This is a genomic window from Streptomyces sp. M92 (assembly GCF_028473745.1).
Classification (GTDB): domain Bacteria; phylum Actinomycetota; class Actinomycetes; order Streptomycetales; family Streptomycetaceae; genus Streptomyces.
In genome coordinates this window covers 4,291,359-4,305,260 of record NZ_CP101137.1, presented here as the reverse complement: position 1 = coordinate 4,305,260, position 13,902 = coordinate 4,291,359, and the positions used below count along the sequence as shown (strand labels likewise).

Here is a 13,902-nt window from a genome sequence, read left to right as displayed (position 1 = left end):
TAGTCTCACGGCTGGGCCATTCCACCGTCGATACTGATGGCCTGCCCGGTGACCCGAGGCGCTGATGCAAGGTACAGGACGGCATCGGCTATGTCCTGCGGGCTCTGGTACTCGCCCTGAGGGATCAGGGCCCTCATACGCTCCCAGCATTCCTCCGGTGTCTCGCCGGGGCGGACGAACTCGCTCAGCAGGTAGTCCCACATGTTCGTGCGGACAATGCCCGGGCACACCGCGTTGACCCTGATACCGCTGGCCGACAGCTCCTTGGCCAGGGATGCCGTGAAACCGACTACGCCGAACTTCGCGGCGCAGTAGTGTGCCTCCTTGGCGAACCCCATCCGCCCCGAAATCGAAGAGAAATTGACAATCGCGCCGCCGCCGGAACGGCGCAGTAGCGGAATGGCGTACTTGGAGACAAGGAAGACGCCACTGAGGTTGCCGATGACGACGGATTCGAACTGGGCGAGCGTCATGTCCTCGACCTTGGAGACGTGAGTAACGCCGAAGGCGTTCACCACCACATCGAGTCGGCCATGGTCCTCGTCGATGCCGGTCAGCAAGGTCCGTACGGAAGCCTCGTCTCCTGCGTCCACGTCGGCGGCGGCCACCCTGAGCCCCTTGTCCCGCAAGTTCCGCGCGAGTTCTCGGGCGGCGGTGTACCCGCCGACTCGCCTGCTGCGGTACTGGTTGACGTCCGAGCCGAGGGTTTCCGCATCGGAGACCAATACAGTGGCTCCCTGCCGGGCGAAGGTCTCCACAACAGCGGCACCGATGCCCCGTCCTCCACCGATCACCAGGACGATCCGGTCGTCATACCGTTGCAGGTGCGTAGTCATGAGCTCTCCTTGTCGACGTCGGCCAGACGGAAGGACAGAGGTTCGAGCAGCAGAGCATCCAGCAGACGTGGAAACGCCCGGTAGTCGGCGAGGTTGCGTTCGGAACGAACGACGATCTCGCGCAGTCGCGGATGCGTACGTCCGGTACGGGTCTCGAAGTCCGCGATGGCTCGGAGTATGGCGTCGTCGTGCCGCTGGAAGTAGTCGAGGAAGAGCCGCTCGGCCCGTTCCGGGTCGAGGCCGGGATGGCCCGCCGGACGCGACCGCACTCGCAGGGCGTCGACGACACGACGGTCACCGGGGGCCTGCACGTCCGGAGCCCGCCCCTCCAGTGCCTGCCAGAGCGCATCGGTACCGTACGGCGCAGTGTTCGCGAGTCGTGCCGGCGCGTAGGAGCGCCGCAGCAGCCGGTCGACGGCGCCCTCCTCATCGACACGGCCGAGCGGCAGGACCCGGCCCATGGAGAACTCAGTGACTGTGTCCAGTGCCGTCGGGATCAGGTTCGCCGCCGGCAACAGTTCCACGCCAGGGCCGATGTCGGCCGCAAGGACCGGAACGCCGTGCGCCAGTGCCTCGACGACCACCCGGCCGAGCGTTTCGCGCGAGGCCGTGCTCGGGAAGAGCAGCACATCGATGGAGCGAAAGAACCGGCCCAGCTCGCCGGGGGCGAGGACACCCGGCGAGACGACATGCCGGGCGTCAACGCCTCGCCGCCGCAGAGAGTCGAGGACATGGCCGTGCGCGAACCGGTCGGTGTTCGGCTTACCCGCGAAAACCAGTCTGGCCGAACCATCGCTCAACCGGTACACCTGGACGAAGATGCTCACCACCTGATCGAAGTTCTTGGCCTCCGACAGCGCACCCAGGTAACCGATGCGCACGGGCGAGGTGCACGGTGGTGTGGGCACCGGTCGTCTTCTTGGCAGCCGGTGAAGCAGCGGGTAGACGACCGCTGAGTTCTCCTCACGGACGCTGTCGAAGGCCTGAACGTACAACTGCCTCGTGAATTCCGTCGGGAACAGCACCAGGTCGCTGTCACGGACGAGTGGCCGACACAGTTCTTCCTGCGCCCAGTAACCGGACCAGAGACTGGTATGGACCTCCCGCACAATGCGGTACGAGGCGCCGGTCCGCTCCCGCCACAGGTGGTAGAGAAAGGCGTAGGGGCCGCTGCCGGCGTACACCGTGTCCTCGGGCCCACCCTCCTTCAACAGGCTCACGAGTCCATCCGGGCCCCGGGTCAGATCGTGCTGGACCGCGCCCTTGCCGTCCAGTAACTCGGCCATGTCCCGGTGCATGAAGACCGCCCCGTCCACGATCCCCTCGAGGTTCGGGGAACGGTAGTCATGTGTGTGCCATCGTGCGCTCATGCGGGGGCCCCGTTTCCCGGGGGGTTCCGTAATTCCCGTAGCAGCTCGGCGAGCTGGGCCGGGGCCATGCCGTGCCGGGTCAGCTGCTTGTCGTGAACGCAATTGAAAATGTCACCGGTGACGCCGTACACCGTCAGCGGCAGCAGGTGGCGGGCCCGTAGCCCTTCCCCGAAACCGCCGGACACTCCGTTGTACTCCACGCTCAGCAGCGACCGGCAACGGCGCAGCCGCTCGATCAGGGCCGGGTTCAGGCAGGGACGCAGCGCCGCGCAGTGGAGATGAGGTAGACCGAGCTCGCGGTTGGCCTCTTCGACAAGCACGCCGGCATAGCCGAAGCTGATTACGGCGTGGTCGAGGTTCGCGTCGTCGGCTGGAGGTGTGATCCATACGGCACCGTCGATGTCGGCCGAGCAGTCCGTGCCCGGTTCGGCAAACCGGGCGTCCACCATGCTCAGTACATGTGTGGTAGCGGGCTCGGTCAGCAGGCGGGTGACGCAGGCGGTGAACTCGGCCTCGGTGACCGGCTCGTAGCACCGGGTGTTCATGATCTGGTCCAAGAGGTTCAGTGCGTTGCTCGCCCCGCCCCAAGCGCCCCAGCTGCGGCCGGCCAGCACCAGAAGGTTCCGCGTGCTCATGGTGGCCTCGGTGAGCATGCTGAGGGAATCCATGTAGTACATGGCATCGGTCGCCACGACCTTGAGTGTGTCGTCGGGCAGGCTCAACGTCAGCCCGATGGAGAGCGTCTCGGCGAGACCGACGTTCTCGTAGTCCACCGCACCGGAGAGCCCGAAACGGGCGGCCATGTCACCGGTGAATACGGCAAGCGGACGATCCGTCGCCTGCTGCCAGTCGGCCAGGAACCGACCGGAACCAGTGGCGAAGGAAGGCCGGCGCTGGGGAGCGGACGGATCGGCCGGCGGCCTGAAACTGTGGCCCTCCTTCCGAGTCGCGCACAGCACCCCCCCGCTCCCCGGTGCGTCCAGCAGTTGCGCGAGGGCCTTGCCCACGGACTCACTGTCCTGGCCGTCGATGTTCACGATCGTGCCGAGGTAGGCGGACAAATATTCCTGGTTGACCGGGGCACGCAGTGGCTCGATGCCCTTGCCATTGGCGTCAACGACGAGGACAAGATTGTCGAGCCCTGCCTCGTACGCGAAGCGGAGACACTCGAAGGTAATGCCCTCGTGCAGTTCCCCGTCACCGGCGAGGCACACCACCTTGCGCCGTTCACCGCAGCGGCGCAACTCCCGTGCCAGGCTCACCGCCTGGGCCACACCGACACCGAGGCTGTAGCGCATGGTGTTGCCGAAGCCCCAAGCACGATCCACCACTCCGGTGAGGCCGTGGTGCAGTGTGGTCAGGGGAGTGAACGGGAAGCTGCCGCGTACATAGCGCTCGGCGTAGAAACTCGGGGCGATGTGCCCCCGGCCGACGATGAGTTCCGCCCTGGCGAAGGGGGTGGAAGCGGTGTCGCTGCCCGTCTCTGGGACCAGACCCAAGTCGAAGCAGGCCCGTACGAGAGGCAGCGAGGACAAACAGCTCTGGTGGTTGCCGGATCCGGCGATCTCATGCATGCGCAGCAGCACCCGGGCACTGTCGTCGTACAGGCGCTCGGGTACCGCCGCGGCGACGGCGGCCAGTTCCGCCAGTGGTACCGGGTACGACCCGGCCAGGGTCTCCCAGACGGCCAGTTCGTGTTCGACGACCGCGACCTCGTCCGCGGTGAGCCGAGGCAGGGAGGCCCGGGCCACGTCCTCGAAGCGGCCGAGCAGCGAGGCGTGCCCGCCGATAGCGGAGCTGGAGGTGATGCCGGTCGTCACTGGTAACCGCCGAACACGGCGTCGAGAGCGTCTCCCAGAACGGCGGCGATCTCGTCCAGGTCCTTCTCCGTGGCGACGAAGGCCGGGGCCAGCACGATCCAGTCGTCCTGGCCCCGGATAATAAGGCCACGCCGCAGACATGCCCGGGCGAGTTCCTGGCCCGGGGCCGCCTCCGCCATGGCCGGTTCGGCAGTCAGTGTTACCCCGTACAGCAGTCCGGTCCCACGGACCACGCCACGCTCGCCAACCGTGTTCTGGAGCAGAGCACCGAATTTCTCGGACAGACACCGAACACGGACGGGTACGTCGAGTTCTCTGAACAATCGCACCGCTGCCAGCCCCGCCGCCGCGCTGACAGGGTTCGCCGCATACGTATGGGAAGGGGCAAAGGCGTACGAATCCTCACCGGTGGACAGAACGGAAGCGATCCGCTCGTTGATGAGCACGGCCGCCAGTGGCGCGTAACCCCCCGATATACCTTTCCCCACACAGATCAGATCCGGGAGCACTCGGAAGGTGTCGGCAGCAAAGTTGTGGCCGGTACGGCCAAATCCCGTCACGATCTCGTCGAAGACCAACAGAATGCGGTACTTGTCACACAGTCGGCGTAATCCGGGCAGGAAATCGGGAGGTGGCACCGCCATGCCGAGCAGGTGTACCACCGGCTCAACCACCAGGGCGGCGATGCCCTCCGGACCCTCTGCCTCAATGGTCTGCTCGATGAGAGTGAGCGCGACCGTACCGGCCCCCTCCAGCCCAATTCCCAACTGGTGGGCGACCGAGTGGGGTGTCCAGACGTGCACAATTCCAGGGAGTCCGGGGCCGAAGCGGGTGGTATCGGGACGGCCAGTCACGGCAAGAGAACCGAAAGTTGCACCGTGGTAGCCGTGAAAATAGCTCAGCACCTTGTACTTTCCTTTATCTCCCTTTTCTCTGTAATAAAGACGAGTCAGCCGGATAGCGGCCTCCACGGCCTCTGAACCTCCATTGACCAGCTTGGCCAGCGAGAAGGCATCCGGAGCCAAGCTTGTCAACTCTCGCGCCAGTTTGATTGCCGGACGGTTGGTTCCGTGCAACGGCGGGTTGAAGGGGAGCCGGCGCAACTGCTCCGTGACGGCGTTGGCAATCGGCTCGCAGTCGTATCCGAAGCAGGTGACAAAAACACCCGAAAGCGCGTCGATGTACTCGCATCCTGCAGTATCTGCCAGCCGGATACCCCGTGCCGATTCAAACAGGATCGACTCGGCGGAATACGGGGATTCGAAGCAGAAGGCGGACTTGTCAGCAGAGCCCCAAGCTGCTTTCGGGGTGCTCTCCAGCGGGAACGGCATCGTCTTCTCCTCCAGGTCGAAGGCACGAGAAATGCGAAGTTCGAGGAAAGGGAAGTGGATGGACCGGGCCAGTCCAGTTCTTGCTAGAACTCCAGAGGGAAGACATAACGGAAGCGAAGGAGCCGACCCTGTGTCAGACCTTGCGTCGGGACGACGGACAGCAGGAGTCAGGAGATGAGCCAAGGGAGAGGCCCGTGAGCAGGGCATGGGTCTCGGCCATGCGCGCTGGGGAGAGCAGGTCGAGGTATTCGGTCCAGAGGTCGTCGAGGATGTCGCGGTCAAGGATGTCTTTGGCGATGTCAACAACAACGGGAACGGCGTAGGCGAGCAGTGTGGGCATCAGCAGGCACTTCTCACCGGGTACCAGCAGTCCAGCGCCCTCGGCCGCCTGTGCGAACGTGGCGGCACCGCGCTGCCGTACGGCCCAGGTCCCAGCCACCCGGCCGGCGGTCCCGGCGATCCAGGCCAGATCGAGCAGCCGATCTCCGAGACGGAGACCGTCGAAGTCGAGAACCCCAGTGATCCGGTCCTCCCGAGCATCGTCGAACAGGAAGTGATGACGGTGCAAGTCGCCGTGAACGACTGAGACGTCGCGTGCAGCACCGGCCTCCACCGCTGCGAAATGGTCGAGAAGCGGTTTGCAGCGCTGCAACTGCCGCAGGACAGCGGCGATGAGGCGGCCCCACTCGTCGGTTCGGTTTCCGGCCAGTGGCAGCAGACGCCCCAGCGCGTCGTCCAGGGCCACCTGCCAGCGCGCCTCCTCGACCAGGGGGTTCACCGGATGTGCCCGGAGTGCTGCAACCATGCTGTCGGGCAGGCGATCCAGCGCCGACCGCAGGGCCAGGCCGGTGGCTATGACCCCGTCCGCCTGATCGGGTGTCAGAGACCGATGAGCAGTGCCGGGGAGCATCGGGGCCAGCTCGCAAACGATACCGTCCTGCCGAACCACGGTAGATCCGTCGACGGCTGGTACCGCGAGCGGGACGGGAATACCGTGCCTGGCACAGATCTCCATGATCCGCAGTTTGAGCCCATGAAACTCCGGGGGTCGGATTGCCGCCGTGTTGAGTTGCGCCTTGAGAACGAATGCGGCCTGTTCACCGCCCGGCCCGTACGGGAGGTCGATCCGCCACAGCTGCGAGGTATGGCTGAGGAGGGGTTCCTCCGATGCAGAAGCCAACGGTCGGAGTGCGACCGAGGCGCGGGGGACGTCCCATTGAGTCTCGACGACCCGGATGGCCCATGCTGCGCTGCCCGGTCGCAGTTCTTCACTCAGATCCCAGTCTCGTGAGAGGGCCGTGATCTCATGCCCCGGAACGCTGCCTGACATCGGGAACCCCTGTATCCGACGAAATGCTGGGTCAACGGATCGCGACGTCAATCCTGTAGTCAGGCTCCGGTCCGCCGTATCACTCGATCAAGCGGTATGTGGCGCCACCCGCCGTGCAGTCGGGTCGCCCGGGGAGATCTCACCCCCGGGCCCCACGGGTCCGAACGTGACAGTCTCCTGTCCTACCACTCCTGTCGTTCTGGCCCTCGACCAGCCGGGGCGGCCCAGGTCACAAGGACTTCGGGCGCGTCGCGTGGCCTCGGGCCGGCCGCCGCAGGGCCTCCTGCGTCCCGACCCGGTACTTCTTCCGCATCCACCGCAACAAGTAGGTCGATGCGGTCGGGAGATGGGCGGGGTCCGGCTTCTCCAGCCACTGCCGTCCGGAGAACTTGCTGAACAGGAAGGGGCGGCCGAGGTACCTTCCCGGACCAGAGGGCCGATCATGCGTCATGGGAAGGTCCTTTCGCCGATCAGCGCCCTGCGCTCGCTGCACCACCAGCAGACGAAGCACCTTCTCGTCTCGTACTCCGCGAAGGAGGCCGGGCTCGTCTGACAGGCCCGGAGAGGTTTGCCTGACCTGCATGAGAATGCAGGTCAGGCAAACCTCCGTCCACGACCTGCCGCAGCAGAGCGGGGATAGGGGCCAGGCCGGTCAGTGCGGTGTGCCCACTGCGGCGCCGGAGGCCGACTGCTCCGGGCTGCCGGGACAGTCGGGGTCGGCTGGGGATGCAGGGCATAGTTCCAGTCGCCGTGGAAGGTGTGTCGGAGCAGCGGCAGGGCCGACATCTCGGCGTCGCCGACACCCGATACCGGTGGGACAGGTATTGGTGTCCAGCCGGGCCTTCACGTGCAGTCCGGTGCGGGGCACACTCCTCACGTCGTATCCGGGTCGAGCACGGCATCGCCCATCTCAAGAACGGCGGGCACTGGCCCGCCACCTCGGCCGCCGCGAGCACATGAGCGACACCATCCAAGCCATCGCGGGCTTGCTGTCCCACCAGCAGACCACGGACCTGAGCCTGGCACGACAGATGTGACCACGGGCCACGCCGGAGTCCGGATGTCTCACCTCTTACCGTGCACGAGCTCGTAAGCGTCATCCCGCAACTACCGATCCTCGGCAAACATGCAGGTCGTCGTAGGCGTGTAGAGGCGCCTGGTGGTCGCGGGCGCCCGTCCGGTGCCCGGTAACACGGCGGATGCGAAAGCCTGGCGGGACTCCGGCCTGGCCGCACACCGCAAGGGCATGACGGTCCTCGGCGACGACGGCGCCTACGTCAACACCGGCCTGATCGTCCCGCACCACAGACGCCCCGGAGGGCCTCTGTTGAAGGGTGAGAAAGAGGACGATGCGCAACCCGCTGCCGTTCCCGCTGAGGGACACGGACTGCGGAACAGGCGAAAGGCCGGTGTACGCAGGTCAAACGCCTGTCGTGAAACTGAGTTCAAGGTGGGCCTCCTGGAATTCACCCGAACCGCCGGATGGTGGCCCACATGGCGGCCATGCTGCCCGGGGTGCGGGTGAACGTAGACCCGGAACCCGGCCCGGACCGGGGCGCCTTCCAGATCGGCGCCGAGCGCTACCGCATGGAAGCGGGCATCACCGAGTACGTCCTGCTGGCCCGGCTGACGGCCGGGGACCGGCGCGAGGCGCGGCCGGCGTTCCTGTTCTGCGGGCAGCGCGCCATCACCAACCAGGCCGCCACCCGCTATCTCGCCCGGCACCACGAGAAGCTGGCTCGCAAGCACGGCACCGGCTCCTTCGTGCTGCTGCTGAAGGTGGTCAACTCCCAGGCGTACGGCCCGGACGTCGTCGAACTCGTCGGGGACGTGACCCGGGCGGCGACGAGCCCCCTGCCGGCGCCGGCACAGACGCAGGCGACCCGCAATTCCCACCGGGCTTCCTGAACCAGGTGTGCAGCTGACCTTCTCCTCGACCGCGGACACGCCCTCGTGGTGTCCGTTGCGCGCGAGCAGTGATCTCCGGCTGCACCTTGCGGGTGCCCCTGTGCGTTCGTGTGTGACCCGACCACCGCAACGTACCGGGACGAAAGCCGCCTTTGCCGACGACACGCACCTTCCGGGCAATAGCCCTATTTACGACGGCTCATGCTTCTGCGACTTCGCCGTACAGCTGCGAGAGTTCGGGCGCGCCGTCCTCCGCCCAGGCGTGCCCGGAGGCCACCACGTCGAACTCGCGGCCGGAGGCCAGCCGGACGACGGGCTGCCCGTCGGACCGGATGGACCAGGCGGCACCCGGCACGCTGCGCACGATCACGGTGCCGAGGTACAGACCGGCGTCGTTGCCCAGCCAGTCCAGGATCTCGGCGTCGCCGCGCCACCGGGGCAGCATCTGGTCGAGGCGCTCCAAGGAGACCTCGGAGTCGTCGAGTCGGACACCCTCCCGCAGCGCCTGCGAGCGCAGCAGGTCGCAGTCGGCGAGCAGGTCGCCGACTCCCTCGGCGTCGTGAGCCCGTGGGTCTTCGCGCCGCCTGCCGAGGAAGGGGATGTTCATACCTCCAGATTGTCATTCGTGCCCCGGTGTGCACCACAGGGCGCGCGGAAACAGCGGGGGCCGGGGGCGGCGGCGGGTGGCTACACGTCCAGGTCCACCACGACCGGTGCGTGGTCCGAGGCGCCCTTGCCCTTGCGCTCCTCGCGGTCGACGTAGGAGTCGGTGACGGCCTTGGCGAAGGGCTCGTTGCCGTAGACCAGGTCGATGCGCATGCCTCGGTTCTTGGGGAAGCAGAGCTGGCGGTAGTCCCAGTAGGTGTAGGGGTGGTCGTACTTCAGCGGGCGCGGCACCACGTCGGACAGGCCGGCACCGCGCAGGGAGGCGAGGGCGGCGCGCTCGGCGGGGGTGACGTGGGTGGAGCCCTCGAAGGCGGCGCGGTCGTAGACGTCGTCGTCCGTCGGCGCGACGTTGTAGTCCCCCATCACCGCGAACGGGCGGCCGCCGGCCGCGTCGCCCTCGACGGCGGCGCGCAGCGCCTCGAACCACTGGAGCTTGTAAGCGTAGTGCGCGTGCTCCACCTCGCGGCCGTTGGGCACGTACACCGACCAGACGCGGACCGGGCCGCAGGTGGCGGAGATCGCTCGGGGCTCCTGGACGCCCTCGTAGCCGGGGTCGCCGGGCAGGCCCTTGACGACGTCGTCGAGGCCGACGCGGGAGAGCACCGCCACCCCGTTCCACCTGCCGGTGGCGTGGACCGCCGCCTCGTAGCCCCGCTCGCGCAGCTCGTCGAAGGGGAACTGCTCCTCGGCGACCTTGGCTTCCTGGAGGCACAGCACGTCGGTGCCGCTGCTCTCCAGCCAGGCCAGGAGCCTCGGCAGGCGGGCGGTGATCGAGTTCACGTTCCAGGTCGCGATGCGCATGTCCCACAACCTACCGGGCGGGACTGACAACGCGGCTCCGCTCCCGGGTCGGCCCGGACGTCGGTGTTCTCACACGGCGGTTCTCCCACCCGCTCTCACACCCGCGCGCAGTCCCCGGGGGTCAGCCGCAGGTGCTCCGTGCCGCCCAGCTCGCCGATCTGGCGGTCGTAGACAGGGCGGGCCAGGTCGGTGAGGAGCGCGTCGTGGATGTCGTAGGCGCGCCGCGGCTTCACCTCGCGGACGTAGTCGATGACCTCGGAGATCTTGTTCCACGGCGCCATGACGGGGAGCATCAGCGTCTCGACCGGGTGGTCGGGGACGGTGAGGGCGTCGCCGGGGTGGAAGACCTTGCCGTCGTCGACGAGGAAGCCGATGTTGGTGACGCGCGGGATGTCGGGGTGGATCACCGCGTGCAGTTCGCCGTGCACCCGCACGTCGAAGCCGGCGGCGGTGAAGGTGTCGCCGTGGCCGACGGTGTGCACGCGGCCGGGGAAGGCCGCGGAGATCTTCTCGGCGACCGACCTCAGCGTCCAGATCTCGGCGGCCGGGTTGTTCTCCATCGCGGCGCGCAGCCGCAGCTCGTCGAAGTGGTCGGGGTGCTCGTGGGTGACGAGGATCGCGTCCGCGCCGAGGGCGGCGTCCTCCTCGCTGAATCCACCGGGGTCCAGGACGAGCGTCTGCCCGTCCTTCTCGAGGCGGACGCAGGCGTGCGACTTCTTGGTGAGCTTCATGACTCCATCCTGCCGCCGCACGCCGTCCGCCGGCTCGCCGGGACTCACTCGGGCGGCGTGGTCTCCTCCCGGATGACCTGCTGCGCCACCCGGAAGGCGCCGTTCGCGGCCGGTACGCCGCAGTAGACGGCCGCCTGGAGCAGCACTTCCTTGATCTCGGCCGGGGTGAGCCCGTTGCGCAGGGCGGCCCGGACGTGGGGCGGCAGTTCGTCGAGGTGGCCGCCGGCGACCAGGGCGGTGAGGGTGACGCAGCTGCGGGTGCGCCGGTCCAGGCCGGGTCGGTCCCAGACCTCGCCCCAGGCGTACCGGGTGAGGAACTCCTGGAAGTCTCCCGAGAACTCGTCCGCCTGCGCCAGGGCCTGGTCGACGTGCGCGTCGCCGAGCACTTCGCGGCGCACCTTGAGCCCGGCGTCGTACGGGTCGGGCCGCCCCTGCCCGGCGGTCTGCGCCGGTACCGCGGGGGCCGGGGCGAGCTCGGCGACGGGCGCGGCCTGCGGCGGGGGCGGCGCCATGGCCGGCTGGACGGGGGCGGCGGAGGCCGCGAGGGCGGGCGGAACGGCCACGGGGGCGGCGGGTACGGCCACGGGGGCGGACGGTACGGCCCCGGGGGCGGACGGGACCGCGGTCTGGCCGGTGGAGGAGTCGTGGGCGGTCTGCCAGGCGGTGGAGAAGTGCCGCACCAGCAGGTCCGTGACGGCTCCGGGCTGCTCGACGGGGACCAGGTGGGAGGCGCCGGGGACGACGGCGAGGCGGGCGTCCGGGATGCCGGCGACCAGCGTACGCGCCTCGGCGGGGCCGGTGACCTGGTCGTCGGAGCCGACGAGGACCAGGGTGGGCGCACCGACCTGCCCGAGCTCGCCGCGCACGTCGAACGCGGCCAGCGCCTCGCAGGCGGCGATGTAGCAGCCTGGGTCGGTGGTCCGCACCATCTGCACGGCCCACTCGGTAATCGCCGGCTGGGCGGCGGCGAAGCCCCCGGTGAACCACCTCTCCGGCGAGCTGCGGGCGATGGGGTCGAGCCCGTTCGTACGCACGATCACGCCACGCTGACGGAACTCGTCGGCCGTGCCGAAGCGGGGCGAGGCGGCGATCAGGGCGAGCGAGGCGAGCCGCTCGGGGTGGCGCAGGGCCAGCTCGACGCCGACGGCGCCGCCGAACGCGCAGCCCGCGTACCCGAAGCGCTGCACGCCGAGCCCGTCGAGGGTGGCCAGCAGACGCGAAGTGAGGTCGGCGACGGAACCCGCCGGGTGGGCGGGGGCGCCACCGTGCCCGGGCAGGTCGAAACGGAAAACCCGCCACTGCTGCGCCAGCTCGGGCACCTGCCGGTCCCACATGTGCCATGTAGCTCCGAGGCTTGGTCCCATGACGAGGACCGGAGCCTGTTCGGGCCCGTCAAAGCGGTATTGCAAGCTGTCGACGTTCTTCTCACTCACCCGTTCACGCTCCCACATCTCACATTCTCTTCGTGAACGGGGGCGGAGCCACTCGCCAGACCTCCCCACGTGTCCGCCGCCGGCCGCAGGTCGTCCACATCCGGCTTCACGTACCGGCGCTTCGTGGTCCGGGCGTCGGCGTGGCCGGCCCACCGGGCGAGAAGGTGGTCCGGGGCCCCGTGGTTCGCCAGGTACGTCAGGCAACTCGCACGGGCGTCGTACAGACGGACCCGACGCAGCCCAATGCGGTCCATGACCTTGTAGGCCCGCTCACGCAGCTGGCGTCCGTTGCGCGCTCCGCCCCGAGCGTCCACGAGAACGTAGCCGCTGTCTTCGTACCCCTGACCGGCCGCCGTCATCTCGTCTGCCTGAGCAGCCCGGAACGCGGTCAAGGCGGCCACAACCGGACCCGGCAGAGGAAGTTGCCGCTCACCTGCGAGCGACTTGGAGTCCTTCTCCACCACGATGTCGTTCCCCATGAGCGTCCGGGTGTTGGTGATGGACACGGTGGCTTCGTCCAGGTCGATGTCCGCCCAGCGCATGCCACAGATCTCCGCCGGCCGAAGACCCATCAGAGCGAGAAGGAACGGTGCCTGTAGGCGGTCGCCTGCGATCGCACGAACGAAAGAGCGCACTTCCGCGACGCTCCACGGCGGCACTGCGGCCCTGGCCCTGCGCTCTGCCTTGCGTGCCTTACGGGGAACGGTCACCTCACGAGCGACGTTCACCTGGGCCAAGCCCCGCGTCACTGCCCGGTCGAGCGCCTCCTTCAGCCGAGCCAGCGACATCTCGACCGAGGTCGCCCCCAGGCCGGTGCCCATCTTCCCTCCCCGCCCACGCCCTTCCTGAAGCGCCCATCGCGTCCACGCCTCGATGTGGCCCTCGGTGAGGTCCTGGAGCCTGATGTGCCCGAGCCTTCCGCGGACCCGGGCCAGGGTCATGGTGTAGCTGTAGGCAGTATTTTCTTCTAGATCTTCTGCCTTCATGGACAGCCACTGATCGAGCCACTCGTCCACCGTGACCTGACTGAACGGTGCCCGCTCTGCCTCGTAGCGACGATGCACGATGCTCGCGTACTGCGCCTTCGCCTCCCTCAGCGTCCCGAAGGTACGCGTCAGCTGCTTACGCTTCCCGGTAACCGGATCAGGGCCCGCATCGACCACAAACCGGTACCGGACCCTGCCCTTGCTATCCGGAACGAGCTTCTTGATGGGGTCGGACAGGACTACTCACTCTCCTAGAGGGTCTCGACTCCTTTGCCCCGCACGGATCCAACGCTGAACCCAGTGAACATGAGCTCCCTCAAGGGTCGCCATCATCGCCGGTTTGGCCAACCGGCGATCAACGTCTTTGTTGCGCCCGATACCGCCCAGACGATGGTCGGCGGCCTGGCCGCCGGAGAGTGTGCGGTCACCTCACCCTCCTGTCAGTCGACTATTTCGACCACGCCGCCGTAGGCAACGTGCCTTCGCCCAGCTGAACATGCTTTTCACCTCCCCGGCCCGTTCGCGGGGAGGGGGAGGCGGGTTGGCGGCTGACGGCGCGAGACGAACGGCGTTGCTCTCGTCCGCGTGCGGCAGTACCGCCACGAAGTCCGCATGACGGCTCGGAGGACGGCTACAGCGTCCCGTAGAGCACCACCGACTGTGGAGATGCGCCGGATGCAAGAGCGGCCT

The 13,902-nt window shown here is 67.8% G+C and carries 10 protein-coding genes and 2 pseudogenes; 1 reads left to right on the top strand and 11 read right to left on the bottom strand.

Annotated features, from left to right (window positions below; genetic code table 11):
- Positions 1-5: 5 nt before the first annotated feature.
- From M6G08_RS19470 to M6G08_RS36020, 6 genes and pseudogenes are all read right to left on the bottom strand, one after another.
- Positions 6-836: an SDR family oxidoreductase gene (locus M6G08_RS19470; RefSeq protein WP_272588434.1), complete on the bottom strand. Its 831-nt coding sequence runs from the start codon at positions 834-836 to the stop codon at positions 6-8.
- Positions 833-2,206 (bottom strand): glycosyltransferase, encoded by a 1,374-nt coding sequence (locus M6G08_RS19465; RefSeq protein WP_272588433.1) that lies wholly within the window; start codon positions 2,204-2,206, stop codon positions 833-835. The genes M6G08_RS19470 and M6G08_RS19465 overlap by 4 nt, the downstream gene beginning before the upstream one ends.
- The gene (locus tag M6G08_RS19460; protein ID WP_272588432.1) at positions 2,203-3,957 is read right to left on the bottom strand and encodes a thiamine pyrophosphate-dependent enzyme; all 1,755 of its coding nucleotides are present in this window, start codon (positions 3,955-3,957) and stop codon (positions 2,203-2,205) included. The genes M6G08_RS19465 and M6G08_RS19460 overlap by 4 nt, the downstream gene beginning before the upstream one ends.
- A 65-nt stretch (positions 3,958-4,022) precedes the next feature.
- Positions 4,023-5,357: an aminotransferase family protein gene (locus tag M6G08_RS19455; protein ID WP_272588431.1), complete on the bottom strand. Its 1,335-nt coding sequence runs from the start codon at positions 5,355-5,357 to the stop codon at positions 4,023-4,025.
- A gap of 133 nt (positions 5,358-5,490) precedes the next feature.
- The gene (locus M6G08_RS19450; RefSeq protein ID WP_272588430.1) at positions 5,491-6,687 is read right to left on the bottom strand and encodes a phosphotransferase; all 1,197 of its coding nucleotides are present in this window, start codon (positions 6,685-6,687) and stop codon (positions 5,491-5,493) included.
- A 666-nt stretch (positions 6,688-7,353) separates the two neighbouring features.
- A pseudogene (locus M6G08_RS36020) lies at positions 7,354-7,549 on the bottom strand (ISAzo13-like element transposase-related protein); the annotation flags it as partial.
- Positions 7,550-8,139: 590 nt separating this feature from the next.
- Between M6G08_RS36020 and M6G08_RS19440 the strand changes: the two are divergent.
- A pseudogene (locus M6G08_RS19440) lies at positions 8,140-8,595 on the top strand (hypothetical protein); the annotation flags it as partial.
- Between the two features lie 199 nt (positions 8,596-8,794).
- On the opposite strand, the gene M6G08_RS19435 reads toward M6G08_RS19440, so the two are convergent.
- From M6G08_RS19435 to M6G08_RS19415, 5 genes are all read right to left on the bottom strand, one after another.
- Positions 8,795-9,202 (bottom strand): DUF6278 family protein, encoded by a 408-nt coding sequence (locus tag M6G08_RS19435; protein WP_272588429.1) that lies wholly within the window; start codon positions 9,200-9,202, stop codon positions 8,795-8,797.
- Between the two features lie 80 nt (positions 9,203-9,282).
- Positions 9,283-10,062 carry an exodeoxyribonuclease III gene (locus tag M6G08_RS19430; RefSeq protein ID WP_272588428.1) on the bottom strand — a complete coding sequence of 260 codons (780 nt, stop codon included), beginning with the start codon at positions 10,060-10,062 and terminating at the stop codon, positions 9,283-9,285.
- A 95-nt stretch (positions 10,063-10,157) separates the two neighbouring features.
- Entirely contained in the window at positions 10,158-10,793 is a 636-nt protein-coding gene (locus tag M6G08_RS19425) for an MBL fold metallo-hydrolase (protein ID WP_272588427.1), read from the bottom strand.
- 44 nt (positions 10,794-10,837) lie between these two features.
- Positions 10,838-12,244: a bifunctional 3-oxoadipate enol-lactonase/4-carboxymuconolactone decarboxylase PcaDC gene (pcaDC, locus tag M6G08_RS19420; protein ID WP_272588426.1), complete on the bottom strand. Its 1,407-nt coding sequence runs from the start codon at positions 12,242-12,244 to the stop codon at positions 10,838-10,840.
- Positions 12,223-13,389, bottom strand: a complete 1,167-nt coding sequence (locus tag M6G08_RS19415) for a site-specific integrase (RefSeq protein WP_272588425.1) — start codon at positions 13,387-13,389, stop codon at positions 12,223-12,225. Before M6G08_RS19415 ends, pcaDC begins: the two co-directional genes overlap by 22 nt.
- Positions 13,390-13,902 lie beyond the last annotated feature (513 nt).